General features: G+C 41.1%; 30 protein-coding genes. 12 read left to right on the top strand and 18 right to left on the bottom strand.

The features are described 5' to 3' along the window. Positions 1-34 precede the first annotated feature (34 nt). Complete coding sequence (locus FMM05_RS12510) at positions 35-661, top strand: hypothetical protein (RefSeq protein ID WP_143373720.1); 627 nt, start codon at positions 35-37, stop codon at positions 659-661. A gap of 120 nt (positions 662-781) precedes the next feature. Here the strand turns inward: FMM05_RS12510 and FMM05_RS12505 are convergent, their stop codons facing one another. The 8 genes from FMM05_RS12505 to FMM05_RS12475 all read right to left on the bottom strand — a co-directional run bounded on the left by FMM05_RS12505 (position 782) and on the right by FMM05_RS12475 (position 7,683). Beyond that, positions 782-1,312: a YceI family protein gene (locus tag FMM05_RS12505; protein ID WP_143373719.1), complete on the bottom strand. Its 531-nt coding sequence runs from the start codon at positions 1,310-1,312 to the stop codon at positions 782-784. 125 nt (positions 1,313-1,437) lie between these two features. Continuing rightward, positions 1,438-2,157: a pirin family protein gene (locus tag FMM05_RS12500; RefSeq protein ID WP_235894407.1), complete on the bottom strand. Its 720-nt coding sequence runs from the start codon at positions 2,155-2,157 to the stop codon at positions 1,438-1,440. A gap of 306 nt (positions 2,158-2,463) precedes the next feature. Then, the gene (locus FMM05_RS21235) at positions 2,464-2,598 is read right to left on the bottom strand and encodes a hypothetical protein (RefSeq protein ID WP_262711234.1); all 135 of its coding nucleotides are present in this window, start codon (positions 2,596-2,598) and stop codon (positions 2,464-2,466) included. A gap of 7 nt (positions 2,599-2,605) precedes the next feature. Further along, a complete protein-coding gene (locus FMM05_RS12495; RefSeq protein WP_143373717.1) occupies positions 2,606-3,187 on the bottom strand; it encodes a Crp/Fnr family transcriptional regulator in 582 nt (193 codons plus the stop codon). 228 nt (positions 3,188-3,415) lie between these two features. Next, positions 3,416-3,931, bottom strand: a complete 516-nt coding sequence (locus tag FMM05_RS12490) for a DUF4199 domain-containing protein (RefSeq protein WP_143373716.1) — start codon at positions 3,929-3,931, stop codon at positions 3,416-3,418. A gap of 119 nt (positions 3,932-4,050) precedes the next feature. Then, entirely contained in the window at positions 4,051-4,521 is a 471-nt protein-coding gene (locus FMM05_RS21265; RefSeq protein ID WP_143373715.1) for a response regulator transcription factor, read from the bottom strand. A gap of 18 nt (positions 4,522-4,539) precedes the next feature. Then, positions 4,540-6,753: a redoxin family protein gene (locus FMM05_RS12480; protein ID WP_143373714.1), complete on the bottom strand. Its 2,214-nt coding sequence runs from the start codon at positions 6,751-6,753 to the stop codon at positions 4,540-4,542. A 24-nt stretch (positions 6,754-6,777) separates the two neighbouring features. Next, positions 6,778-7,683, bottom strand: a complete 906-nt coding sequence (locus FMM05_RS12475; protein ID WP_143373713.1) for an ABC transporter ATP-binding protein — start codon at positions 7,681-7,683, stop codon at positions 6,778-6,780. Between the two features lie 105 nt (positions 7,684-7,788). Between FMM05_RS12475 and yaaA the strand changes: the two genes are divergently transcribed. Both yaaA and FMM05_RS12465 read left to right on the top strand, forming a co-directional pair. Further along, entirely contained in the window at positions 7,789-8,547 is a 759-nt protein-coding gene (yaaA, locus tag FMM05_RS12470) for a peroxide stress protein YaaA (protein WP_143373712.1), read from the top strand. A gap of 148 nt (positions 8,548-8,695) precedes the next feature. Continuing rightward, positions 8,696-9,049, top strand: coding sequence for a hypothetical protein (locus tag FMM05_RS12465; RefSeq protein ID WP_143373711.1), 354 nt, complete (start codon positions 8,696-8,698; stop codon positions 9,047-9,049). Positions 9,050-9,164: 115 nt separating this feature from the next. Here FMM05_RS12465 and FMM05_RS12460 read toward each other — a convergent pair whose 3' ends face one another. The 6 genes from FMM05_RS12460 to FMM05_RS12435 all read right to left on the bottom strand — a co-directional run bounded on the left by FMM05_RS12460 (position 9,165) and on the right by FMM05_RS12435 (position 14,765). Further along, positions 9,165-9,602 (bottom strand): lipocalin family protein, encoded by a 438-nt coding sequence (locus tag FMM05_RS12460; RefSeq protein ID WP_143373710.1) that lies wholly within the window; start codon positions 9,600-9,602, stop codon positions 9,165-9,167. A 75-nt stretch (positions 9,603-9,677) separates the two neighbouring features. Next, positions 9,678-9,971, bottom strand: coding sequence for a DUF3861 domain-containing protein (locus FMM05_RS12455; protein WP_143373709.1), 294 nt, complete (start codon positions 9,969-9,971; stop codon positions 9,678-9,680). A gap of 133 nt (positions 9,972-10,104) precedes the next feature. Next, a complete protein-coding gene (locus tag FMM05_RS12450) occupies positions 10,105-11,694 on the bottom strand; it encodes an MDR family MFS transporter (protein ID WP_143373708.1) in 1,590 nt (529 codons plus the stop codon). Between the two features lie 6 nt (positions 11,695-11,700). Continuing rightward, positions 11,701-12,789 (bottom strand): HlyD family secretion protein, encoded by a 1,089-nt coding sequence (locus FMM05_RS12445; protein ID WP_143373707.1) that lies wholly within the window; start codon positions 12,787-12,789, stop codon positions 11,701-11,703. Between the two features lie 10 nt (positions 12,790-12,799). Beyond that, on the bottom strand, positions 12,800-14,152 hold the full coding sequence (locus tag FMM05_RS12440; RefSeq protein WP_143373706.1) for a TolC family protein: 1,353 nt from the start codon (positions 14,150-14,152) through the stop codon (positions 12,800-12,802). After that, entirely contained in the window at positions 14,142-14,765 is a 624-nt protein-coding gene (locus FMM05_RS12435; RefSeq protein WP_143373705.1) for a TetR family transcriptional regulator, read from the bottom strand. Before FMM05_RS12435 ends, FMM05_RS12440 begins: the two co-directional genes overlap by 11 nt. Before the next feature lie 543 nt (positions 14,766-15,308). Between FMM05_RS12435 and epsC the strand changes: the two genes are divergently transcribed. Continuing rightward, on the top strand, positions 15,309-16,124 hold the full coding sequence (gene epsC / locus FMM05_RS12430) for a serine O-acetyltransferase EpsC (RefSeq protein WP_143373704.1): 816 nt from the start codon (positions 15,309-15,311) through the stop codon (positions 16,122-16,124). 15 nt (positions 16,125-16,139) lie between these two features. Next, on the top strand, positions 16,140-17,048 hold the full coding sequence (gene cysK / locus FMM05_RS12425; RefSeq protein ID WP_143373703.1) for a cysteine synthase A: 909 nt from the start codon (positions 16,140-16,142) through the stop codon (positions 17,046-17,048). A gap of 143 nt (positions 17,049-17,191) precedes the next feature. On the opposite strand, the gene FMM05_RS12420 is transcribed toward cysK, so the two are convergent. From FMM05_RS12420 to FMM05_RS12410, 3 genes are read right to left on the bottom strand one after another with little or no spacing between them, the layout of a single operon-like run. Beyond that, positions 17,192-17,761 carry a YceI family protein gene (locus FMM05_RS12420; protein ID WP_143373702.1) on the bottom strand — a complete coding sequence of 190 codons (570 nt, stop codon included), beginning with the start codon at positions 17,759-17,761 and terminating at the stop codon, positions 17,192-17,194. A gap of 32 nt (positions 17,762-17,793) precedes the next feature. After that, entirely contained in the window at positions 17,794-18,432 is a 639-nt protein-coding gene (locus FMM05_RS12415; protein ID WP_143373701.1) for an NAD(P)H-dependent oxidoreductase, read from the bottom strand. A gap of 11 nt (positions 18,433-18,443) precedes the next feature. Then, a complete protein-coding gene (locus FMM05_RS12410) occupies positions 18,444-18,896 on the bottom strand; it encodes a MarR family winged helix-turn-helix transcriptional regulator (RefSeq protein ID WP_143373700.1) in 453 nt (150 codons plus the stop codon). A 172-nt stretch (positions 18,897-19,068) separates the two neighbouring features. On the opposite strand from FMM05_RS12410, the gene FMM05_RS12405 reads away from it, so the two are divergent. The 3 genes from FMM05_RS12405 to FMM05_RS12395 are packed head-to-tail and all read left to right on the top strand — an operon-like array spanning position 19,069 to position 20,630. Beyond that, entirely contained in the window at positions 19,069-19,665 is a 597-nt protein-coding gene (locus FMM05_RS12405; RefSeq protein WP_235894406.1) for a TlpA disulfide reductase family protein, read from the top strand. Between the two features lie 10 nt (positions 19,666-19,675). Next, entirely contained in the window at positions 19,676-20,284 is a 609-nt protein-coding gene (locus FMM05_RS12400; RefSeq protein ID WP_143373699.1) for a thioredoxin family protein, read from the top strand. 28 nt (positions 20,285-20,312) lie between these two features. After that, positions 20,313-20,630: a rhodanese-like domain-containing protein gene (locus tag FMM05_RS12395; protein ID WP_143373698.1), complete on the top strand. Its 318-nt coding sequence runs from the start codon at positions 20,313-20,315 to the stop codon at positions 20,628-20,630. A gap of 51 nt (positions 20,631-20,681) precedes the next feature. On the opposite strand, the gene FMM05_RS12390 is transcribed toward FMM05_RS12395, so the two are convergent. After that, positions 20,682-21,119 carry a response regulator gene (locus FMM05_RS12390; protein WP_143373697.1) on the bottom strand — a complete coding sequence of 146 codons (438 nt, stop codon included), beginning with the start codon at positions 21,117-21,119 and terminating at the stop codon, positions 20,682-20,684. Positions 21,120-21,310: 191 nt separating this feature from the next. Here FMM05_RS12390 and FMM05_RS12385 point away from each other — a divergent pair, with 191 nt between their 5' ends. From FMM05_RS12385 to FMM05_RS12370, 4 genes are read left to right on the top strand one after another with little or no spacing between them, the layout of a single operon-like run. Continuing rightward, positions 21,311-21,832 carry a thioredoxin family protein gene (locus tag FMM05_RS12385; protein WP_143373696.1) on the top strand — a complete coding sequence of 174 codons (522 nt, stop codon included), beginning with the start codon at positions 21,311-21,313 and terminating at the stop codon, positions 21,830-21,832. A 45-nt stretch (positions 21,833-21,877) separates the two neighbouring features. Continuing rightward, positions 21,878-22,264 (top strand): rhodanese-like domain-containing protein, encoded by a 387-nt coding sequence (locus FMM05_RS12380; protein WP_143373695.1) that lies wholly within the window; start codon positions 21,878-21,880, stop codon positions 22,262-22,264. A 1-nt stretch (position 22,265) separates the two neighbouring features. Then, positions 22,266-23,018: a sensor histidine kinase gene (locus tag FMM05_RS12375; protein WP_143373694.1), complete on the top strand. Its 753-nt coding sequence runs from the start codon at positions 22,266-22,268 to the stop codon at positions 23,016-23,018. Continuing rightward, positions 22,987-23,709, top strand: coding sequence for a LytR/AlgR family response regulator transcription factor (locus FMM05_RS12370; RefSeq protein WP_143373693.1), 723 nt, complete (start codon positions 22,987-22,989; stop codon positions 23,707-23,709). The genes FMM05_RS12375 and FMM05_RS12370 overlap by 32 nt, the downstream gene beginning before the upstream one ends.

The following is a 23,709-nucleotide window of genomic DNA, read 5'->3' as shown; positions in this document are numbered from 1 at the left end:
AGATTTGTCATTATTAAAGTATTAAATTAAAAAGATGAGCATTGACAACAAAATACTTACGTGGAAATTTATCTTATGGCTTGCTCCTATAATTGGTGGTTTATTGGGACTATTAGCTAATTATAAAATTGACCGATTACAGGTAGAGAAAATCAATACAAAGCCAATTGAAAATTCTGCTGCACCAAGCGATAAATTCGAAGAAAATGAAATTAAAGGCAATGAGAATGTTATTGGTAATGATAATAAAATCGATAAAAGTAATTCTATAAAGGGTAATAATAATCAAATACATACTGCACCTATACATAATGGGGATGTTTATAATGGACCTGTATACAATGCACCAGTTACTAACATAACAAATAACAACTATAAACTTGTTAGGCACTTAACTGATGAACAAAAATCTAAATTGCTTCTAATTCCTAAAAATTATAAAGTTCTTATTGCTGTCGCGGACAGTCCAGAATCTAAGGCTTATGCAAAGGAAATCTCTCAATTTTTAATTGTAAACGGTTTTAATATCGAAGAAATTCCACCAATTATGATGATGTCTCATACCTATGTACGAGAAGAAGATTATGTAAATGAGGTTGAAAGTTTTGTTATTGATAGATTATCCGATGATGTATTGCAAATAATCATCCAGAGAAAATAGATTGTAATGTTCTTCAAATTCTAAATTACGTACTAAAAAACGTAAAGCCGCGATACTAAAAGTACCACGGCGTTGCAGGAATTAAAAAACTTGAGTTGTGTGTTTAGTAGCTTGTACTAATTATTGTTTTACAAACTGAAGCTCTAAAGCCAGTTTTACTTCTTCGCCAAGCATAACACCGCCTGTTTCAAGGGCTGCGTTCCAGCTAAGGCCAAAATCTTTACGGTTTATTTTTCCTGTTACAGAGAAACCTGCTTTAATGTTGCCCCAAGGGTCTTTTTGTATACCGCCAAACTCTACAGCAAGGGTAACCGGTTTGGTTTCGCCGTGCAGGGTAAGGTCGCCTGTTACTACATATTCGCCTTCTTCTGCTTTAGCAACTGTGGTAGACTTAAATGTAAGCTTAGGGAATTTTTCGGCATCAAAGAAATCGCCGCTTTTAAGGTGGCCGTCACGATCGGCATTGTTTGTATTTACTGAATCTACATCGGCAGTGAAGTCGAAAGTAGCGTTATCAAAGTTTTCATCGTCAGAAGTTGCAGTAGCCTCAAATTTTGTAAATTGGCCCGATACGTTAGTAAACATAAGGTGTTTAACTTTAAAACCTACTTCTGAGTGTGTTGGGTCTAATACCCATTTTGTTGTTGCCATGATCTTTAAATTTTATGGTTTATTAATTGTTTTTATTTTTTTGTTATCTATTTTAGACAGTACAAAGTTCTGCCTTATTTTGCGCCCCGGCATTGAACTGGGACAAGAAATGCAGCTATATATTATTATAGTGTCATTGGTACTTCCATTAAAAGAAGTTCGGCATCCTGCGAGGCCGCAGTAATGTCTATCGCAGCAGTATCCCAAATACCAAGGCCGTCGCGCTCATTAAGGGCTATGTTGCCAATGGTAATATCGCCTTTAAGAACAAAGGCATAAATACCGTTGCCCGGTTTTTTAACGGTGTATTCGGTTGTAAAGCCTGCATCAAACTTACCCATATGGAACCACGCATCCTGGTTGATCCAAACACCGGCATCATCAGCATTAGGCGATAATATTTGCTGTAGCGTGTTGTGCCTTTCGGCTTCGTTAAGGGTTATCTGGTCGTAACGCGGGGTGACGTTGCGTTTGTTAGGGTACACCCATATTTGAAGGAACTTGGTAAGCTTGTCTTTATTTTTGTTGTACTCGCTGTGGTAAATACCCGTACCGGCGCTCATTGCCTGTATATCGCCTTTTTTAATAACGGCAGTGTTGCCCATGCTGTCTTTATGCTCCAGGTCGCCCTCTAAAGGTATGGAAATTATTTCCATATTATCGTGCGGGTGAGTGCCAAAGCCCATGCCTGCATCTACGCGGTCGTCATTAAGAACACGCAGTACACCAAAGTGCATCCTGTCAGGATTATTGTAATTGGCAAAGCTAAAGGTGTGGTGGCTGTCTAACCAGCCGTGGTTTGCATGGCCTCTTGTACCTGCTTTGTGCAGCACGGTGTTCTCCATTATTTTAGATGTGGTATTAGGCAGGTGGTTGTACCCAATAGGCTCTAACGGTTTTATCTCGTCGATATCATTAATTAGTGCATCGCCCACGGCAGCCGATGTTATAAACATACCGGTGCCCATTAATCCTTTTTTTATAAAATTTTTCCTGTCCATGATTTTGTTGCTTTAGTATTACAGTACAAAATTGCGACATAGGAAGGAGGTGCGCATTGAACTGGGACAAGAAAGAAGTTTTTAGTCGCAGTCTCAGTTTTCAGTCTCAGTTGACACTTAATAGTTTAAAAAAAATAAAATAAAATAATTCTATACAATATTATATAAGATTGTAGTTCGCATTAAAAACTGCGACTGCGACTGCGACTGCGACTGCGACTGCGACTGCGACTGCGACTGCGACTGCGACTGCGACTGCGACTGCGACTGCGACTGCGACTGCAAACTGCAACTAAATTTTCGCTGCCTTTGCCCTTGTTTTGCTTAGAAATTCGGCTGAGATGCCCAGGTAGGATGCTATATAGTGCTGTGCTACACGCTGTGGCAGGGTAGGGTACAGCTCCAGGAATTCGAGGTATTTGTCTAATGCGGTTTTAGAAATGGTGTTAAACAGCCTGTTTTGCAGTGCGGCAAGGTTGCGCTGAAACAATATACGGTAAGCCCTTTCAAACTTTGGGGCACGTTTAAACAGTTCTTCTTTGGTTTCGGGGGTAAATACAAAGAACTCGCAGTCTTCCAGCGTTTCTATGTAAAGCTTGCTGGGCTTGTCTTCATAAATACTAAAGGATATATCGCTCACCCAGGCATCCTCTATGGCAAATTGAAGTATTACCTCAAAGCCATTGACATCTATATAGTATTTGCGCACGCAGCCCTGAATTACAAAGGCTTCAAAATTACACATTTCGCCCTCGTGTAGCATGATGGTCTTTTTAGGTACTTTCCTGTATTCTAAAAGGGAGTTAAAGATATCAAGCTCTTCCTGGGTAAAATCAACGTAGCGGCTTATGCTTTTGTTTATGCGGCTGTACATAACTGTAAGGTTTTACACAAATATAAGGCTTTTGTGTAAAAATAAAAAGTGCCATTTGAGGCGCTTATTATTAATACGTATGGAAATTATACCTACAAGGTCTTTGAGACCTTGCAGGAGTATAAAATGATGTAGCTAACCTGCAAGGTTTTTAAAACCTTGTAGGTTTAAATGGTCGTAAAAGTCAATGCCGCACTTCGAGATGCTCAGTATGACAATTACTTTTACTTACGCAAACTGTGGCTTTCTCCTTAAAATGGCAGCACTAATTAACGATACAATCAGCCCAACGGGCAGTATCTCGGTATAGGTAATAAGGGCATTAAGGAAAGGGTTCTTGTACATCTCCATATATCCGGCCATTTCGGCGGTTTCGGCTTTAATTTTTTCTGCGGAAGCACCACCGGCTTTTAGGTCGGCCAGGTAATTTGCCATGTATTTGTCCAGGTAATCGGGCATAAAAAAGTAGTAGCTTATAAGCCAGATAACCACATAAACGGTAGAGGCAATAAGCGTAATGTATAAGCCAATTAAAAAAGCCTTGCCAAATGTAATAGTGCCACCGTTGTAATTATCCCTGTAATTTACAACGGCTACATATATTAAGGAGAACGCTACGATCATGGAGGCGTAGCCCACCAGCATTCCATACTTAGAATCTACAATATGGGTAGCAGTAAGCGCGAAACCTATCATGCTGATGGGGCCGGCAAGGAGTCCGTACCTGAGTACAATTTTTTTCATAAGGTTTATGTTTTATGTGTTATGATGCTGCAAAATTGGGCATTTATGGGTTTTACACACTCATACTTTAGTATGAATTTTAGGTTTGCATCAACCAATACTACTTATGGGCGATGCCTTTACACAATAATGCCCAGCCTTTTCGATTTTTCTACCGCCTGGGTGCGGCGCTTAACATCAAGCTTTTCAAAAATGTTGGATGAATGCGTTTTAACCGTATTTAAAGATACAAATAAACCGTCGGCAATTTCTTTGTTGCTCATGCCCTGCGCCATTAAATTAAGTACTTCCAGCTCACGCCTGCTAAGGGCAAGCTTTTCAATTTCGGACTGGTTAATTTCTGATGAGGTTTCAGCAGGCAGGTATACTTCCTTCTCAACAATAACGGTATGGGTTTTAGGCCTGGTGAGTTTTAGCGTAAGCCAGATGCCCAGCGCGGTAAACATAAGGGCAATGGCGCCTACGTAAATATCTATGGCGTGGCTTAAAACTAAAAAACGGAATTCCAGCCAGCGCAGCAAAAATAGCAGTAACGCCAGGCTGGAACCGTATAGTAAAATCCTTTTATGTTTGCGTATCCAGGTTAGCATAGTACAGCAAAAGTAGTATTATTTTTCGTCTCCCAAATTGAGTTGCTGGCGTAACACCTGTTCAAAAGTGGCATCGCTTGGGCGCGGCATTTTGCTGTTTACAATTTTGCCCTCCTTATCTATTAATATAAAGCGCGGAATAAACTCTACGTTATAATCGTTGCTGAAAACTTTTTCATTGTCAGCATGTACCTGAAGTACCGATTTGCTTTTTTGGGTGGCATCTACAAACCAGTCGTCTATCCTGCGGTCGGTGCTAAGGGCAACAAACTGCACGGGCTGGTTTTTGTACTTAATGGCAAGTTTATCAAAGTAAGGCGACTCTTCGCGGCAAGGCGCGCACCAGGTTGCCCACACATCTATGGCAATGTATTTGCCCTTAAAATTCTCTAACGCAAAAGGCTCTCTGCTTAAGGTAGTAGCCGCAATGGCAGGTGCCACCATACCTTTATCTAAATTAGAGAGTGTTTTGCCAATGCCCGTAATTAGTTTTTGATATTTTGCATTGCCAAACTGCGGGGCGTAAGTGGCAATTAAATTATCGCGCTGGCTTTTGGCCGATGCATCCTTTACGCTGGTTTTTAATTGCCAGTACAGCATTTTATCTTTAAACGTGCCGGGCTTTAAGGCTGCAATAGCCTTTAATGCCTTGGTGCTTTCATCTATATCGGCTTTGTTGTTTTCTATGTAGCTGACTTTAACGTATTTAAAGTAGTCTTCGTTGCTCAGCATACTATCGTCGTCCAAAGGCACAGTGCTTTTCATGTAGGCAATATCGGCGCTTTCTTTAGTAGCCTTACCGGGAAACATAGCCCTACGCTTTTTTAAAAAGTCCTGCCAGTAGTTTAAATAGGTAATGGTAACCGCCTTTTTATTGCTCTGCACAAAATCGGGGCGGGGTACGTGGTTGTCGGCGGTTTTAAACTTGCTCGATTCTTCCATTTTTTCTTTCCACTCGTTTGTTATCTGCTCGGTAATAAAGTCTACGTTATCTATATAAATATTTTCCTGCAGGTAGTAAGACACGCTGCTGTAGCTTCTTTTATTCTCGTCTTTGTACTGACTTTCGGCCAGCCTTGTACCGGTAATTTTACCATCCAAAGCCGCTTTGTTTTTTTTGAAAGCAATATTAATACTGTCGTTCTTACCAAAAAACACGTTGCCCACATTGGCTTCGTCTAAAATAAGCCTGTAAATATCGGCAGGGATATCCTGCTTTATCTCGTAATGAAAAGCATTGTTAACGATGGGGATAGCCGCAATGGTATCATCTATAAAAAAGCCCAGAATGTAAATGTTCCTTACGTTATCTTTAGTATCTATGGTTCCGCTAACAATGGTTTTGCTATAGGCATCCATAGTTTTTGGCATTAGTAACCAGGCCAATGGCAGTGCAATAACAAGCAAAACACACGCCAGTGCGGCAAGGCGCTTTTTGGTAAAAAAGGCCTGCTTAACACTTTTATGCCTGTACCAATTAAAACCAATGTATACAATTATGAGTGTTATGAGCAGCGCGGCAATTTCTGAATACGTTAACCAGTACCCTAAATCGCTGCCTTTAATATGTTTGGCTACCGAGCCCAAAAAGCGGATAGGATACCAGTCTGGCACTACATTAAAGCCGTATAAAAACAGGTAGGTAATTAGTAACACAAACCCTGTAAGTATAGACCATACAAAGCTTGGTATAAGTACAGAGATGAGGTACTGCAACGCTGTAATTACCAGTGCAGCTAAAAACAAGCGAAAAAATAGCTGAGTTACAAAGCCAAACTCAAAGCTAAAGGTGGCTGCCTTGGGCAGGTCTACAATACTAAACAGCAACCCGGAACATATATAAGCCATTAGTATGAACGAAAGTATGGCGATGGTGTTGCTAATGAGCAGTACCGTAAATTTAGAAAAGTAGATGGATGCCTTAGTTACGGGCTGGGTTTCCATAAGCTGCCAGCCGCCGTTGCGATGGTCCAGCTGTGTAATGCGGCTAACGGTTATGATAATTAACAGCGGAAAGAAAAAGGTGGCAAATGCCTCCAGCACATCATCTAAAACCCTGTTAAAGTAATTGTACGGCACAATATCTGCCGGCGATGCCGGTTCGCTTTGTACCAATAGCACTATGGCATATATAATAGGTATGGCAATGCCCATAAGTACAGACAGCACATAAATACCGGTTCCGCTTTTTTTTATATGTTCTGCCTTAAGGGCAGTAGTAAAGTTTTGCATAATATAAGTAAGGAGTGATGATAGTTAATTTACAAGTTCCATAAACCATTCTTCCAGGCCGTTAAGTATCTTAATTTCGTATACTTCGGCACCCTGGTTTATAAGGTTTTTGGTAAAGGCGGGTATGGCCTCGCGATTGTGCAGTTCCAGCATCAGCCGGCCGCTGCTCTCTAACTCGGTATCAGGATAATCGGGCAGCAGCCTGTCTTTCCACAATGCGGCGTCTTTCAGCGTAAGCTGTACCCTGCACAGTCCCGACTTTTTAGCGAGTTCCTGTATGGTGCCTTCAAACTGTAATTTACCTTTGCTTATAATTCCCACATGGGTACACATACGTTCAATTTCGGCCAGCAGGTGGCTCGATACAAAAATGGTAACGCCTTTTTCTTTGTTTAGCTTTACCAACAGTTGTCTAATATCGCGCATACCATTAGGGTCAAGCCCGTTTACAGGCTCGTCTAACAGCAGCAGTTGCGGTTCGCTAAGCAGCGCCATGGCAATGGCAAGGCGTTGTTTCATGCCCAGCGAGTAGCCTTTTACTTTGCGTTTGGCATCGGCAGCAAGGTCTACCAGGGCAAGGGCTTCATCAATCTTACTTACAGGTATGTTGCGTAGCTTTGCAATGTACTTAAGGTTGTTGTAGCCGCTAAGGTGCAGGTACAGGGCGGGGCTTTCTACCAGCGCGCCTATGTTATCAAACACGTGCGGTAACTGGCTTTGTAATGGCTGCCCAAAAATGCTAATGGCGTTGTTTTGCTCGGGCAGGATGCCGGTAAGCAGCCGCATAGTGGTAGATTTTCCTGCCCCGTTAGGGCCCAGGAAACCGTAAATAGAACCTTTGGGGATGTTGAGGGATACGTTATCGAGCACTTTCCTGTTCTTTGAGTATTGAAATGTAAGCCCCTGTGTCTGAATAATGTTTTCAGTCATGCGTGTTGGTTTGATTGGTATTGGCTAATATAATAACAAAACGGTGTACTATTTATTGTACAGGTGGGTTTTGCACCTTAAATTTGATGTATAAATTGTAACCGAATGAAAATTGTTATATCGCCGGCAAAGTCGCTTGATTTTGAGACCAAACTGCCGGTTCGCAAACATACCATGCCTGCTTTTTTGGCTGAAGCCGAAAAAGTGCACACCGCCGTTAAGGATAAATCGCCTGCCGAGCTGCGAAGCCTGATGGATATTAGCGACAAGCTGGCCGAACTTAATTGGCAGCGTAACCAGGAATGGGCAACACCCTTTACCACTAAAAATGCCCGCCCCGCCATATATGCCTTTAACGGCGATGTATACGTAGGGCTGGATGCCTATACCATTCCGCCTGCAAAGGTGGGCAGGTTGCAGGATAGCCTGAGGATACTATCAGGACTGTACGGTTTGCTAAAGCCGCTGGACCTCGTGCAGCCCTACCGTTTAGAGATGGGCACGCACCTGCCTGTAGGCGATGACAAGAACCTGTACGAGTTTTGGAAACAGGGCATTACCCAAGCTCTTAACGCCGAGCTTAAGGATGGCGAGCTGTTTGTTAACCTTGCCAGCAAGGAGTATTTTGAAGCTGTAGATGCCAAAGCACTTAAAGTACCGGTTATAACCCCCGAGTTTAAAGACTACAAAGACGGCAACCTGCGCATGGTTAGCTTTTTTGCCAAGAAGGCGAGGGGTATGATGGTGCGCTACATTATAGATAAGAACGTTAAGACCCTTAAAGGCCTTAAAGGTTTTGATTATGATGGGTATAGTTTTGATGTTAAACTAAGCAAGGGAAATACACTTGTGTTTACGAGGTAATTTTAGTTGTTGGTTGATGGGTGACAGTTAACGGTTCAAAAATTTACCCTTTATGTAAAGTATACTGATTGGTATATTATTTGTAATGGGTTGTTTAGCGCCAAAAAAATATACCGACCGGTATAAAACTATAAGTAAGAGGATATAGATGAATATAGCAGACCTGTTTAAAAACGACAGCAATGAGCCGGAAGATACAAGGCAATCGGTTGTGATATACTTTAATTATGGCGAAAAAAGCCTGGAGAAACTGCACGAGCTGGAGAGCAAACTGCGCATTGTGCTGTACAACGAAGGGGCAGGCGAACTGGAGGGCCACCAAATGGCTTTAGACCTGTTAGATGGCTTTTTATACCTTTATGGCGATAGTGCCGAGGCGCTTTTTAAAGCCATCCGGCCAACGCTGCTTGCCACACCTTTTATGAAAAATGCCGAAATTAGGCCGAGGTTTAAAAAACTTGAAAATGATGATGTGTCAGAAATTGAGTTTGTATTAGAATAGCAAAACCCCTAAAAGCGATTTTAGGGTTTTTTTTAGCTGAAAACGAAATCCAAAAGTGAAATATTAAGCCCTAATTTGCTGCTTTATCACATTTGAAAATATTTATATATAGATTTTAAAATTGTTGCTGCACGGTAAAAACGTATCCGTAAAATAACCCTTCGGATCCTATTGAAAATTCAAACTGAAGCTGGTCTTCGTCAAGGTAGTCTATCATGTGGGCGCGTCCTTCCATACTATCTAAGTTGATCCTTAGCACATTACCGGTGGTGGTATAAGTTCCACTGGCATAGATAACACCCTCAGGATCACAGTTGTGGTAAATGTCAAAATAGCCATCTTCGTAAAATACAAAGGTGTAGTTATCTTCTACAGGCGCAGGCGCATCGCAATCCAGGTTAACCAGGTTGCCATCTATACTAAGGCCTACGGTGGTCCAGGTGCCTACTACGCTGCCAGTGTAGGGGTTACGAACGCCATTGTTGTTATCATCATCTCCTGAACAGCCTAAGGCAGTTACAGTTAGCACTAAAAGTAATAGGATTTTTTTCATGTTAGTAGTGTTTTAAAAGGCAAAACTAAGTTTTTTATTGAAAGAAAATCCTTAAGAACTTCATAAAACTTATAGCTATTGTCCGCCTTTTAGCTTTGTCATAAAGTGCTTAAACGCAGGCATAATATCCTCAAAAAGAGGGTTTTCCTTGTTGCGCAGCATTACCTCGCTAAACATTTTAAGGCCTATGGCAAACTCAGCAGATTGGTTAACGTCATTAAAATGGTTACGGTCCTGCAGCTTGCCTATGATATTAAAAAGGTTGTCGTGGTTATCAAATTCTACTGTTACAGGTAGGTTAAGTGTTTCATTTTTAGGGTTGTAAGTGTGCTCTAAAATGATCTTGTAGTGGTTGTATTTTGGATTCATAATTTAAGATTTTAAGTATAAAAAAACCTGCCGGTAGGCTTCCCGGCAGGTTAAAGGCATTTAGTTGTGTGTAGTTGGGTAGTATTATTAATTATTGCATTGCGAGATTACCAACTCTATAAATGCCTGTATATTAATGTACTGACGACATATCTACCTTGCTCTTGCCTTGTTTTACAAGTAAAATAAAAGGTATACATACAAGAAATAATATGCCGAGGTATAAGAAAACATCCATATAGGATAGCACGGTAGCCTGTTTCATTACAGAGCCTTCCATGGCCGCATAGGCTTTGTTAAGCGATTCGTTGGCACTCAATCCTTTAGACATGAAGCCGCGCTGTAATTGCAATACGCGCTGCTGTACGTTATAATTATCTGATTGCAGGTGCGATACCAAATCTACCCTGTGTTTTTGTGAAAAACGGGTTATAAAGGTAGATATCAGTGCAATACCAAACGATCCACCCAACTGGCGCATCATCCCGGTAAAGGCGGCACCTTCGCCTATGTTCTTGCCTTTAAGCGTACTAAGCGCCATTGTGGTGATGGGTACAAAGAGTAAGCCCAAGCCCATGCCACGCATAATAAGCGGCCAGAACATGTGTTCGGCACCGGTATCGGGCGTCATAATGCTAAACATCCAAAAGGTAAAGCCAAAGAATATCATAAAGCCCGTTGCTACCATATAGGTTTGAGGAAGGCCATTCTGGATCATCTTACCAATAAACGGCATCATAAAGGCGGTCATTAGTGAGCTGGGTATCAAAAGCATACCTGCATCAAGTGCTGTCCACCCTAATATCGACTGGGTGTAAATAGGGATAACGAAAGTAGACCCGTACAAGCCAAAGCCCATTATAAAACACATTACGGTACCAATGCGCAGGTTGCTGTCATTCAATACACTAAGGTTAACAATAGGGTGTTTGTAAACGGATTCCCTCCATATAAAGGCCAGTAAGCCAAATACGCTTACCACGCTAAGTGCCACAATTTCATGCGATTCGAACCAGTCGTCCTGTTGGCCGTGCTCAAGTACAAACTGTAGCGAACCAATAAATGCGATAAGGAACAGGATGCCCCACCAGTCTACCTGGCTGGCCTTTAGCTTCTCGCCATATTTAGGGCTCTTAACATAAATAAGGCTCAGCATTGTAGCTATAATACCCAGTGGCACATTGATATAGAAGATGTAAGGCCATGAATAATTATCTACAAGGTAGCCCCCTAAAGGCGGGCCAAGTGTAGGGCCTACAATTACGCCCATACCGTAAATAGCCTGTGCTATACCACGTTTTTCTACTGGGTAACTCTCTGTAATAATGGTTTGTGCGGTAACAAGCAGTGCACCACCACCCATGCCCTGGATGAACCTGAAGGCTACAAGCTCCCAGATATTATCGGCGTTACCACAGGCAAAAGAAGCTATGGTAAATATTACTATAGATGCCGCAAAATAATTTCTCCTGCCAAACTGCTGCGACAGCCAGCTTGTCATGGGTATTACAATTACGTTAGCAATTGCGTAAGCGGTTATAACCCAGGCAACATCGGTTAGAGTTGCCCCAAGGCTACCGCGCATTTCGTTTAGCGCAACGTTTACAATCGTGGTATCAACAATTTCGAGCAGGGCACAAAGTACTGCTGTTATTGTAATAATAACGCGATCAAAACCATAAAGCACTAAACTATCGTCTGCCTGAACTTTTGCTCCTGCCATAGTGTGTTATTTTAAGTGTACGTCTACATCTACGTTCATACCCGGGCGAAGCAGCTTCACTTTTTCCTGGTCGTTATTTTTAGTAAGCGATATTTTTACAGGAAGTCTTTGCACGGTCTTAACAAAGTTACCTGTCGCATTATCAGGAGGTAATAAAGAAAAACGTGCACCGGTAGCGGGAGAGAACGAAGTTATTTCGCCTTCAAACTCAACGTCAGGGTAAGCATCGGCAGTAATGATCACTTTTTGGCCTGCTACCATTTTGGTTAACTGGGTTTCTTTAAAGTTAGCCACAACCCAGGCATCGGTATTGTTTATTATGTAGAACAACGCCTGCCCCGGAGCCACAAGCTGTCCCGGCTGGATATCTATGGTAGATACCTGGCCATCAATAGCTGCGGTAACGTAAGTGTAAGAAAGGTTAAGCTGTGCTGCGTTAAGCGTAGCCTGCGCCTTTTTAATGTTCGCTGCTGCAACATCGGTCTGTTTGCCCGATACACTGCTACGGCTCACGCTTGCAGCCCTTTGGCTCCTGCTGGCTGTCTCGGCCTGTTGAAGCACTTTCAGCTCGGCATCAGCCTCCTGTTTAGCGGCCTGTGCCTGCTCAAACTGCTGTTTGGTGATCGATTTGTTGTTATAAAGGTTCTGGTAACGGGTAAAGTCGTTGTTTGCTCTCCAAACCCTTACTTTAGCAGCCTCTATATTACCGCGTGATGACTGTATGTTAGCCTCAGACACCGCCACATTAGCCGATGCTCCGCCTATATCGGCCTTAGCCGCTTCGTAGCTGCCTTCGGCCGCTGCAAGGGCTGCTTTAGCCTCTTCTACACGCACTACGTAGTCTTTATCATCAATAATAAACAAGGTGTCGCCTTTTTTTACAAAGTCGTTATCTTTTACAAAAACTTTGGTAATATACCCTGTAACCCTTGGTATTATTGGGTTCATGTTTTTTTCTATCTGGGCATCATCTGTAGTTTCATGTGCCTGGGAGTGAATGTATTTATAAATACCGTAACCTCCGCCCACAAGTACCAGAGCGATAAGTATAACAAGAAACTTTTTGTTAGTTTTCTTTTTTTCAGTAGTTTCCATTGTTGTTCTATTATTTGTTTTGGGTAAGATTAAAAGAATTGGTTAGTTTTCCTGATGCGTTTAGCAACTCATAAAAACGCTGGGTAATATCGGCTTTGCTAAAGGCTTCGTTAAGTTTAGCCTGTAGTTGCTCTACGTCGGCCTCTAAAAGGTCGTTGGTATCTACAAGGCCATTATCGTATTTATCTTTAACAATGCGGTAATTTTCGCCAGCCTGCTCTACAGCCTCGGTATATACTTTATTTTGCTTAAGCGAAAGGTTGTAGCTTTCAAACGCTTCCTGAACCTCTATTTTAACGCGGTCAGATTTAATTTCAACCTCTTTCTTTGCTTCTTCGGCGCGGCTTTCGGCGGCTTTAACCTTTTTACCGGTTTTAAAGATGCCTGATATATCATACGAAAGGCCTACGCCCACATTAACAGCGTTATACACCGAAAGCGCATTTTGAATATCCAGCGCCACATATCCGGCAGAGAATGATAACGACGGGTAGTAATCGGCCTTAGCGATCTTTACATTAGCCTCAGAGGCTTTTTGCTGCCATCTAAGGGCTTCTAAGTCGCTTCGTTGTGACAATGCCTCATCTGCGGTTACAGAAGGCGTTACACCACCTGAATTTTTAAAGTAAGCATCACTAACCTGTATCTGTGTGCCCTCAGGTAATTTTAGCAGGGTAACCAACTGGTAGTTAATTACAGCAACGTTCTTTTTAGCATCATCCAGCGAAAGCTGAATGTTACTGGCCTGTAACTGTGCCTTTAAAAAGTCGTTACGGGCAAGTAAGCCGTTCTCTTCCATAGCACTAAAATCGGTAACACGCTGGTTGGCACTCTTTAGGTTTTCCTGTATTAACCCAACTGATTGCTGCGCTTTATATAGGTTTGCATACAAAACAATGGTTTGCATGGCGACCTGCTGTTTGGTGTTAGCCGCAGCAAAGGTTTGCGCCTGGTACATGTTTTGGCTTGCTGCAATGTTGTTTTTTAGCCTTCCACCTGCAAAAATAGGCATGCTTAGGGCAGCCTGGCCAAACATGACCTGGTTTACTTTAGGCGATGCCGTGGTTGTGCCATCATCTTCGGCGGTGTCTTGGTTGTTTGATGCAAGCTTGTAGTTTACCGTAGGGTTGGTAAGCCTTAAATACTGGCCCGATATCTTAAAATCAGGGTAGGCGTTGTTCTTAACATTGTCTACATCGTACTTAGATGTAGTTACCCTTGTATCGGCAAGGGTAGACTCAGTACTTTGTGAAACTGCAATAGAAATGGCCTCATCCAGCGATAGTGGTTTTTTATCCTGTGCCTGCAGTGTGCTTAAGGATAAAAACAAGAGGCTTCCGGGCAGTAGATACTTAATTTTCATTTGCTAAAAGCGCTTTAATGGTTTGTTTAATGTGTAGTGTTAACTCGTTTGTAATGTAGCTTTCAAAGGCTTCTTCAGTAGTGAGGCCAAGGGTTTGCTCAAAAAAGAGGGCGTTGGTCCTAAAGTGAACAATAGTGCCTAAAATGGTTACAGGAATCATATCTATATTAATCCCGGCTTTAAAAGCACCTTTTTGCTGGCCATCCTCTATAACCCTTTTAAATATTTCAGAATTGGCTTTCTTTATAGTCATAAAGCTCTCCATATTAAGGATGCGTTTTTTAGTGCTAAGCTCAAAATGCATTATCTGGTACATGCATTTATTAGCATTTATACGGCTGATATAAAGGTCTATAAGGCGCTCAACTTTATCGGCAGGGGAGAGGTCTTCTCTCGAAATGTTCTCCAGTTGTACCTTCATAGTGCTTGTGCGGTGAATGATCAATGCTTCAAGCAGCTTTTCTTTAGACCCGAAGTAATACGATATCATGGCAATGTTTACGTTGGCAAGTTTTGCTATGGTGCGTATGGATGCTCCGTCAAATCCTTCTTCTGCAAACAGCTTTTCGGCGGCGTTTAAAATCTCAATTTGTTTATCATTAAATTCTGTCATAACCTAAATTGTTACCTGAATATAAATAACGGCACAAAGTTAAACACTTGTTTAAATTAAACGTTTGTTTAAATTGTTCTTAACAAAATATTAACAAAAAACGGTTTCGGAAATAATGATAGTAAATATCTATCATAGTAAAATTAAATATTGTTTTCCAGTATATTATAGTGTTTCATGTAAAGTTTTTGTTAATGTATGTATATTTAATTGGAAGATTTTTCTGTTACAGTTACTCTCTCATATGTATAAGTGATTCGATACCATTTTGAAGTTTAAGTAGTATAAGTGTATCTTATTTTACCTGAAATTTAAGATGTAACCCTGTTGCATATAAATATTAATCTACTAAATTTGTAGGGTAGTAAATTTTTTGCTTACATTTGTAAGAAGTCAAACATAAATAATGATCCTAACTTCTATGTTTTCAGTATGTACCTGTTGTTCCTTGTTATGAGTGGCTCTTGCTGCTGCCGTTTAGGTTAGTTATAAATATAAAGCAAAGCTTCTCGGTTTCGGGGAGCTTTTATTTTTTTAAGTTACATGAAACATCCTATTTACACTGCTAATTATTTAAAAAGTGGCCTGTTGCCCAACAAGGCAAAGACCGAATACTGGATAGAAGAATTCTTTCAATGGATGTTCTGTATCGGGCCGCAATACCATGACTATGATTATTTTCTAACAAAGGAAAAAGAGCTTGAAGGCGTGCTTTCTGGGCTGTTGAATCTTGTTGGTTTAGATGATATAGAAATACAGTCATTACTCTTATTATTAAAAGATAAGGCTCTTATACTTCATCAAAAACTTGAAGATGATCTAAAGGCAATTTTTGAATACGATCCTGCCGCAAAATCGCGTAGCGAAGTGCTGGTGGCCTATCCCGGATTTTTTGCAATAGCCGTTTACAGGACCGCCCATGAGTTGTGGAAACAGCACGTGCCCATGCTTCCGCGGCTGCTTAGCGAGTATGTTCATGGTAAAACGGGAATTGATATTCACCCCGGTGCCACCATTGGCAACCGCTTTTTTATAGACCACGGTACCGGTATTGTTATTGGTGAAACATCAATTATTGGCGATGACGTAAAAATGTACCAGGGTGTAACTCTGGGTGCCCTCAGCGTAAGCAAGGCCGATGCCGAGGTAAAACGCCACCCCACCATAGGCAATGGCGTTACCATTTATGCAAACGCTACCATTTTAGGTGGTAAAACGGTTATAGGCGATGAGTCGGTTATTGGGGGTAATGTTTGGATAACCAATTCTATCCCACCCAACTCGCTGGTGTACCACAAGAGCGTGGCATCGGTAAAAAGCAGGGATGCATTTCCTGAGCCCCTAAATTTTGTAATATAAAATCAAATTCGATATATGAAAGCAAATAGTATTTTAGAAACCATAGGCAACACGCCCCATGTAAAACTGAACCAGCTTTTTCCCGGCAAAAATGTGTGGATAAAACTGGAACGCAATAACCCCGGAAACAGCATTAAAGACAGGATTGCCTTAGCGATGATAGAAGATGCTGAAGCAAAAGGCCTGCTGACTAAAGATAGTGTTATTGTTGAGCCTACATCGGGCAATACGGGTATTGGCCTGGCGCTCGTTGCGGCGGTTAAAGGTTATAAACTTATCCTGGTAATGCCGGAGAGTATGAGTATTGAGCGCAGGAAACTGATGTCTATTTACGGGGCGGAGTTTGAGCTTACACCACGCGAAAAAGGCATGAAAGGTGCTATTGAAAAGGCTGCTGAGCTAACGGCATCTACACCTAACGCCTGGTCGCCGCGCCAGTTTGATAACCCGGCTAATGTGGATATTCACCGTAAGACTACGGCTCAGGAAATTATAGCCGACTTTCCTGACGGTATCGACTATGTTATTACCGGTGTGGGTACGGGAGGCCATATAACGGGCGTAGCAGAAGTTTTAAAGCAAAAATGGCCCAGTCTTAAGGTATTTGCTGTTGAGCCCGAATTATCGCCTGTATTGAGCGGTGGCAACCCCGGGCTGCACCCTATACAGGGTATTGGTGCGGGTTTTGTGCCGTCTATTTATAACAGCGATGTTATAGATGGTGTAATTCAGGTGGCAAAAGATGATGCATTTGAATTTGCCCGTAACGTTGCCAAAAAAGAGGGTTTGCTGGCGGGTATATCTACCGGCGGATCATTAGCAGCAGTAAATAAAAAACTTGCCGAAATACCTGATGATGCGGTAGTGTTGACATTTAACTACGATACCGGAGAGCGTTACCTTTCTATTGAGGGGCTTTTTTAGGGAGTTGCAAAGATACAAAGTTGCAAAGTGACAGAGTTTAGCTTTGGGGTTACAAAGCTTTATAAATACAAAACGGGCTGTGATTACCACAGCCCGTTTTTTAATCTAAATATCTAAAATTCTAAATATCTGATAATCGTTAATTAGTATACTAATTTGATAGAAACTTCAAATTCGTCGCTGATGGCAGTATCGCCTAAACCATCAAATACACTTCCTGATTTGTACTCGATACCAAATTTAGTCCTGTCTATGTTAAATGCAGTTGAAGCAGCATTTTTACCAACAGTAAGGTCAAAAGTTACAGGCTTAGTAACGTTTTTAATAGTAAGATCGGCAGTTACAGTATAAACGTTTTTGCTTTTTTCTTTAACAGTTTTAAATACAAGTTTAGAAGTAGCATATTTATCAGTACCAAAGAAGTCAGCAGCTTTTAAGTGGCCTTCAAGTTTCTCTTTACCTTCGCCTGCTTTAAGGTCGGTTACTGCGATAGAGTTCATGTCTATAGTAACATTACCGCCTGTAAGTTTATTGCCTTTAAAGCTAAGAACGCCATCTTTAAAGTTAACTGTACCAGAGTGCTGGCCTGTTACTTTTTTACCAACCCAGTTGATAGAGCTTGCAGTAGTGTTGATTTTTTTGTCCTGAGCAGTAGCTGTAAGAGTTGTTAGTGCTACTACTAATGCAATTGCAATTGATTTGAAATTTTTCATTGTTGTTTAAATTAAAATTTGAGTTTATAAAATTATAGTGTAATAAATAATTCTTCGTTAGGTTTGCGCACTTTTTTTGCATGCTGCATAGCATCTTCTTCGTGGCGGTAGCCAATAGCAGCCATTACTGCGGCATTTAGGCCTTTTTCTTCCAGGTTAAGTATCTGGTTTACTTTAGCGGCATCAAAACCTTCCATAGGAGTGGCATCAATTTTTAAAAGTGCAGCGCTGTTAATAAGTGTAGAAAGCGCAATATATGCCTGTTTAGCGGCCCAATTATTACGTTGCTCTTCGGTAAGCCCATTAAGAAAACCGTTAATATAATCTCCAAAACCACTTACTGCTTCTTTAGCTACGTTGCGTTGTGTGGTAATGTTATTTAAGTAATTATCTACATGCGTAGCACCGGCATTTTGCTCGTTAGCAAATATAAACAGGTGGGAGGCATCGGCAAAAACATTTTTATTGTTGCCACCGGCGGCTTCTGTAAGTTGCTCTTTAACTGATTGTGTTTCTACAATTAGTATTTTGTAAGGCTGTAGACCAAAGCCTGATACGCTGTGTCGAACGGCTTCTTTAAGAGTTTCAAGATCCTCAGCAGATACTTTTTTAGTAGTATCATATTTTTTAACGGCATAGCGCCATTTAAGACTGTCAATATAATTTAACATGGTATTTAGTATTATAATGTTCTGTATTTTTCCAGTAGGTAAACAAGCTGTTCCTGTTCAGCGAGAGTAAGGTTGTTGGCAAAACGGGTTTCGTTCTCTTCCACCTTAGGGTCTATTTCAGTAAGCAGGTCAAGGCCTCTTTGGGTAACGGTTATTTCCATCTTACGTCGGTTGTCGGGGCATACTTCGCGCTTTACTAAGCCTTTCAGCAAAAGCTTATCTACAAGGCGGGTAGTGTTGCTTGTTTTTGCAATCATCCGTTCCTGTATAACGCTCATATTGGTTGGCTTTCCTTTTTGGCCCCTTAGTATGCGCAGTACATTAAACTGCTCGGGAGACAGGTCGTATGCCTTCATAACCTCCAGCGTATTCTCGGCAACTACGTTGTGAGTATACATAACGTTCATGATTGCCTGTTTGGCAAGAGTTAAATTTTCGCTTTTAAGTACCTCTTCAATCTTCATAATCATTACATTTATTATAGCGTTATTAATAAACTTGTATCTACAATATTTGTATGTACAAATGTAGTATATGTAATTGTTACAAACGTAAATAAGATTGTTAATTTTTTGTTAAAGAAATTAAGTGCTTTTGATACTGGAGTAATTTTAGATGTTTATAATTTTTACAACAATGCGTTTTACACCAAAAATACCGGTAATAGCAGGAGTTATGTTGCTGTGCAGCTTTGCAATAAGCTGTAAAGAAAGAGCAGATAACACCGAGATTACCACACAGGAACCTGCAATACCAATAGTAGATACTACCATAATACAACCTCCAAAACCTTTAAAAGTATATAGTAACGATACTGTATCGGTAAATGCGTATGAGTATTCCGGACTGGAATATTACCTCAAGCAGAAAAACGACACCACTTATGTAGTGAACTTTTGGGCTACCTGGTGCGTGCCGTGTGTAGAGGAGCTGCCTAATTTTGAAAAGATCAACGCTAAGTATAAAGAAAATAAAGTAAAAGTTATTCTGGTAAGCCTGGATATGGCCAAGATGGTTGAAACTAAACTGCTGCCATTTATCAACCAAAAACAGATTAAAAGCCAGGTGCTGCTGTTGCGCGACCCCGATGCCGACAGCTGGATACCTAAGGTAGACAGTACATGGAGTGGCGCCATACCTGCCACACTCATTTATAATAAGGATATGCGAAAATTTTACGAGCGGTCGTTTACTTATGATGAGTTAGAAAAAGAGATCAGTAATTTTAAATAATGTAATTTGTATGAAAACAATAAAGTTCCTGGCAATGTTTATTGCCATAGGCGCACTTACCGCCTTTAAAAGTGATATTCCCGTAGGGTATAAAGTTGGCGATATTGCAACCGACTTCAGCCTTAAAAATGTAGATGGTAACAAGGTATCGCTCAAAGATTTTAAGTCGGCCAAAGGATTTATCGTGGTGTTTACCTGTAACCATTGCCCGTATGCACAGGCGTATGAAGACAGGATAATTGCACTCGATAAAAAATATAAAAGCCAGGGCTACCCGGTAATTGCCATTAACCCCAACAACCCTGAAAAGCAAAAAGACGATAGCTTTGTAAAAATGCAGGAGAGGGCTAAGGATAAGAAATTCGCGTTCCCGTACCTGTTAGATGAGGGCCAGAAGATATTCCCTCAGTACGGCGCTACTAAAACACCGCATGTGTATGTGCTTCAAAAAACGGCAAAAGGCAACATAGTAAAATACATAGGCGCTATTGACGATAATTATGAAGATGCAGCCGCCGTAAAACAAAAATATGTAGAAAATGCCGTAGATGCCCTTGTAAAAGGCAAAGAGGTAACGGTAAAAGAAACTAAGGCTATTGGCTGTTCCATAAAAGCATAATACCTTTGCCTAAATTATAACCAATACTATGAATATATCTCAGGAGCAATGGTGGGAAGACGCACAGAATGACAGCAACGCTGTTATACTGGACGTTCGCACCGAAGACGAATGGAACGAGGGTATTATTCCCGGAGCCATTAATATTGACATTTACAAAGGCCAGGGCTTTATTGATGCCCTTGAAGAACTTGATAAAAGCAAAACCTATTATGTGTATTGCAGGAGCGGGGCCCGCAGCGGTAATGCCTGTAATGTAATGAACCAGCTTGGTTTTGAAAAAGCCTACAACCTTTCCGGGGGCATTATGCAATGGCAGGGCCCGGTGGTAGAGCCTCAAAGCTAAGTGTTAGAAACCGTATTACAATGAAAAAGCCCCAATATTGGGGCTTTTGTTTTATTGTGTCCTTTTAGGTGAAGAAAAAGTGTTGATGTTCTCTTTCCAGTAATCTATAAGGTTGCGTATTTTTTCTTTGTACTTATTATAGTCGGTCCCTTTATGGATATACCCCTGTATGGCAAGTTTGTTGGCCTGTTTAACAGAATATTCGTCCTGGGCGTTAGATATAAAAATGTACGGAATGTCTTTATCGCTTAAAAGCTCTTCTTCCAGTATAATATCCCTAAGCTCAAAACCGCCCAGTTTAGGCATGTTTATGTCGGATATTATAATAAAAGGCTCAACTTCCGGTTTCCTAATGTAGGTAAGCGCCTCACTACTATCAGAAAAAAAGAGTATTTTGTTCTTATACCCTAAATCCCTGAATATTTCCTGTAAAATGTCCCTGTCATCTTCATCATCCTCAATTATAAGGATATCCCTGTGCATTTTCATATAGGCAGATCGGTTTAATTGGTTATATAAAAGTAGGCCAAAATTAAATTTATTCCAAAAATATTCAGTTATTAAATATTACAAAATAGTTATAATATATTATTAAAGTTTCTAATCTGGTATTGGTTTTGCAATGTACAATTACGTAAGATTTTTAGTAACTTCGTAACTCACATTAACCACCTATTACTATGAAACTGAAATTACTCATCATTACCCTTTTGCTTGCAATGCCTGTAAGCAATGCTATAGCACAGGAAAGTGCTACCGTTATTATGGACAGGGCTTTTGCCCAGGCTAAAAAAGAAAACAAGAATGTTTTTGTAATGTTTCACGCCTCGTGGTGTGGCTGGTGCAAAAAAATGGAAAAAAATATGCAGGCAGACGGCACCAAAAAATTATTCGATGATAATTATGTAAGTACGCAGCTAACCGTACAGGAATCGCCCAAAAATAAAGCACTCGAAAATCCGGGCGCAGATGTACTGCTGGCAAAATATAAAGGCAGCGATGCCGGTTTGCCTTTTTGGATAATACTGGATGCGAAAGGCAATGTACTGGCCGACTCGTTTGATGCCAAAGGCGAGAACATAGGCTGTCCGGGATCTGAAGCTGAGGTTGCCGCTTTTACAGCCAAGCTTAAAAAAACATCTAAACTTACTGCCGCCCAGCTTGCTGTAATAAGCCAGGTGTTTACCATTAAAAAGGCGTAATTTGCAGGTAAAGCGTAATGCTTACCTTTGCATAAAATTACTATTATGAAAAATTTGCTATACATATTATTTATTGCGCTAACGTTTACATCCTGCCAGGGCCAGCATAAAAAGGGTGTGGAGCTTGTGCCACCATCAACTTTTGAGAAAGAAATGGCTGCCGATAAAGGCCAGATTATTGATGTACGCACACCCAAAGAATACAAAAGCGGACATATTGCCGATGCCATAAATATGCATGTCTATGATGCCGACTTTGCCAAGCAGGTAGACAGCCTTGATAAAAGTAAAACGGTTTATGTGTACTGCAAAGCCGGTGGGCGCAGTGCCGAAGCGGTTGAGCATTTAAAATCGAAAGGGTTTGAGCACATTGTAGAGCTTGATGGCGGTATGGATGCCTGGAATGAGGCCAATAAACCCGTAAAGCAATAGCATGCAAATACCTTTAAACATACTTTTATTATTCTGTATTATAGGCTTGCTTGCCATAGTTTTGGTGTGGCTTATAGTGCGTACGGTAAAATCTGAAAAAACTAAAAAAGACCTCGAAATGCGCTTTGTAGAGATGGAGAATAAAACCAACACCCTGCAATTGCAAACATTGGAGGCGCGGTTAAATCCGCACCTGTTTAAAAATATACTCAACTCCATACAATCGCACGCGTACCAAACGTATTTTGCTATGGATAAGCTTAGCAACGTGCTGGATTATATATTATACGAAAGCCAAAACCGCTTTGTAAGCCCTAAAGAGGAAATTGAATTTGCCCTGAACCTTATCGAGATTAATAAAATTAAGCTTAGCCCGTTATTTTCTATCAGCGTTAAAAAGAAGATAGATGAGTTGGATGCGCTTTATGAGCAAAAGATACTTGCTCCGCTAATATCGATAGATTTGATAGAAAACGCCTTTAAGCATGCCGATTTGCAAAGTACTGATGCGTTTATATCAATTATTATCGAGTTTAAAGACGGTATGTTCACCATAACGGTAACTAATAAGGTATCGCCTAAATCAGCCTTCTTAAAAGACCACAGCGGTATTGGGGCGGCTACTTTAGAGCAGCGCCTTAAAATACTGTACAAGTCCTGCTTTAAGCTGGACCGTTATGTGGAAGAAGATATTTATGTTGCACAATTAAAAATAAACCTGCTTGAACACAAAAATCAGATGCTTATTGCTTGATGACGAGCTGCCCGGCCTAATGCTGCTTAAAATGCTGTGCGAACAAATGCCGGAACTGGAAGTGGTAAAGGCATTTAACAGCCCGCAACTGCTGCTACAGGAGCAGGCAGGCCTTGAGTACGACCTATTGATTACCGATATAGAAATGCCCGGAATGAACGGCCTTCAGGTTGCCGATGCACTTAAAGGCAAAGCGATAATTTTTACCACAGCCTATAAAAATTTTGCGGTTGATGCCTTTGATAGGGATGCGGTAGATTATGTGGTAAAGCCCGTAAAGCAGGAAAGGCTGCAACAGGCAGTGCAAAAAGTGGCGGGCCGTATGGCAAAACCGGAGCCCGCAGCGCCAAAGCAAATACAGCTCAATACCGATAAAGGCAAAGCGCTTATTAATGTCGACTCCATTTTTTGCATGTTTACCTCTAAGATAGACAGCCGGGATAAAATATTGTTTTTAAATGATGGCAGCAAGATAACCGCTAAAAACTGTTCTTTTGAGAAGCTGTTGGACATGCTCCCGGAGAAGGATTTTTGCCGCGTTAATAAGAAGGCCATTATTGCCATTAAGCATGTGCAGTTTTATGCACACGACATTATTACGGCTGACAGGCTCCTGCCCGATGGAACGCACTACACCTTCGCACTAAGCGAAATTTATCGTAATGATTTTATTAAAAAAGTAAAGATTTAG

It is taken from the genome of Flavobacterium zepuense, from assembly GCF_007097145.1.
In the GTDB taxonomy this organism is placed as follows: domain Bacteria; phylum Bacteroidota; class Bacteroidia; order Flavobacteriales; family Flavobacteriaceae; genus Flavobacterium; species Flavobacterium zepuense.
The sequence above is the reverse complement of the archived record's forward strand: the minus strand, read 5'-3'. Positions and strand labels throughout refer to the sequence as shown.

Coding starts and splice junctions, on each gene's coding strand:
- FMM05_RS12390 (WP_143373697.1), bottom strand. CDS start 21,119: ATGAAAATGCACAGGGATATCCTTATAATTGAGGATGATGAAGATGAC.
- FMM05_RS12375 (WP_143373694.1), top strand. CDS start 22,266: ATGCAAATACCTTTAAACATACTTTTATTATTCTGTATTATAGGCTTG.
- FMM05_RS12510 (WP_143373720.1), top strand. CDS start 35: ATGAGCATTGACAACAAAATACTTACGTGGAAATTTATCTTATGGCTT.
- FMM05_RS12495 (WP_143373717.1), bottom strand. CDS start 3,187: ATGTACAGCCGCATAAACAAAAGCATAAGCCGCTACGTTGATTTTACC.
- cysK (WP_143373703.1), top strand. CDS start 16,140: ATGAAAGCAAATAGTATTTTAGAAACCATAGGCAACACGCCCCATGTA.
- FMM05_RS12380 (WP_143373695.1), top strand. CDS start 21,878: ATGAAAAATTTGCTATACATATTATTTATTGCGCTAACGTTTACATCC.
- FMM05_RS12450 (WP_143373708.1), bottom strand. CDS start 11,694: ATGGCAGGAGCAAAAGTTCAGGCAGACGATAGTTTAGTGCTTTATGGT.
- FMM05_RS12420 (WP_143373702.1), bottom strand. CDS start 17,761: ATGAAAAATTTCAAATCAATTGCAATTGCATTAGTAGTAGCACTAACA.
- FMM05_RS12405 (WP_235894406.1), top strand. CDS start 19,069: ATGCGTTTTACACCAAAAATACCGGTAATAGCAGGAGTTATGTTGCTG.
- FMM05_RS12410 (WP_143373700.1), bottom strand. CDS start 18,896: ATGAAGATTGAAGAGGTACTTAAAAGCGAAAATTTAACTCTTGCCAAA.
- FMM05_RS12460 (WP_143373710.1), bottom strand. CDS start 9,602: ATGAAAAAAATCCTATTACTTTTAGTGCTAACTGTAACTGCCTTAGGC.
- FMM05_RS21265 (WP_143373715.1), bottom strand. CDS start 4,521: ATGCTAACCTGGATACGCAAACATAAAAGGATTTTACTATACGGTTCC.
- FMM05_RS12480 (WP_143373714.1), bottom strand. CDS start 6,753: ATGCAAAACTTTACTACTGCCCTTAAGGCAGAACATATAAAAAAAAGC.
- yaaA (WP_143373712.1), top strand. CDS start 7,789: ATGAAAATTGTTATATCGCCGGCAAAGTCGCTTGATTTTGAGACCAAA.
- FMM05_RS12490 (WP_143373716.1), bottom strand. CDS start 3,931: ATGAAAAAAATTGTACTCAGGTACGGACTCCTTGCCGGCCCCATCAGC.
- FMM05_RS12395 (WP_143373698.1), top strand. CDS start 20,313: ATGAATATATCTCAGGAGCAATGGTGGGAAGACGCACAGAATGACAGC.
- FMM05_RS12455 (WP_143373709.1), bottom strand. CDS start 9,971: ATGAATCCAAAATACAACCACTACAAGATCATTTTAGAGCACACTTAC.
- FMM05_RS12500 (WP_235894407.1), bottom strand. CDS start 2,157: ATGGAGAACACCGTGCTGCACAAAGCAGGTACAAGAGGCCATGCAAAC.
- epsC (WP_143373704.1), top strand. CDS start 15,309: ATGAAACATCCTATTTACACTGCTAATTATTTAAAAAGTGGCCTGTTG.
- FMM05_RS12400 (WP_143373699.1), top strand. CDS start 19,676: ATGAAAACAATAAAGTTCCTGGCAATGTTTATTGCCATAGGCGCACTT.
- FMM05_RS12505 (WP_143373719.1), bottom strand. CDS start 1,312: ATGGCAACAACAAAATGGGTATTAGACCCAACACACTCAGAAGTAGGT.
- FMM05_RS12465 (WP_143373711.1), top strand. CDS start 8,696: ATGAATATAGCAGACCTGTTTAAAAACGACAGCAATGAGCCGGAAGAT.
- FMM05_RS12445 (WP_143373707.1), bottom strand. CDS start 12,789: ATGGAAACTACTGAAAAAAAGAAAACTAACAAAAAGTTTCTTGTTATA.
- FMM05_RS12435 (WP_143373705.1), bottom strand. CDS start 14,765: ATGACAGAATTTAATGATAAACAAATTGAGATTTTAAACGCCGCCGAA.
- FMM05_RS12440 (WP_143373706.1), bottom strand. CDS start 14,152: ATGAAAATTAAGTATCTACTGCCCGGAAGCCTCTTGTTTTTATCCTTA.
- FMM05_RS12475 (WP_143373713.1), bottom strand. CDS start 7,683: ATGACTGAAAACATTATTCAGACACAGGGGCTTACATTTCAATACTCA.
- FMM05_RS12415 (WP_143373701.1), bottom strand. CDS start 18,432: ATGTTAAATTATATTGACAGTCTTAAATGGCGCTATGCCGTTAAAAAA.
- FMM05_RS12385 (WP_143373696.1), top strand. CDS start 21,311: ATGAAACTGAAATTACTCATCATTACCCTTTTGCTTGCAATGCCTGTA.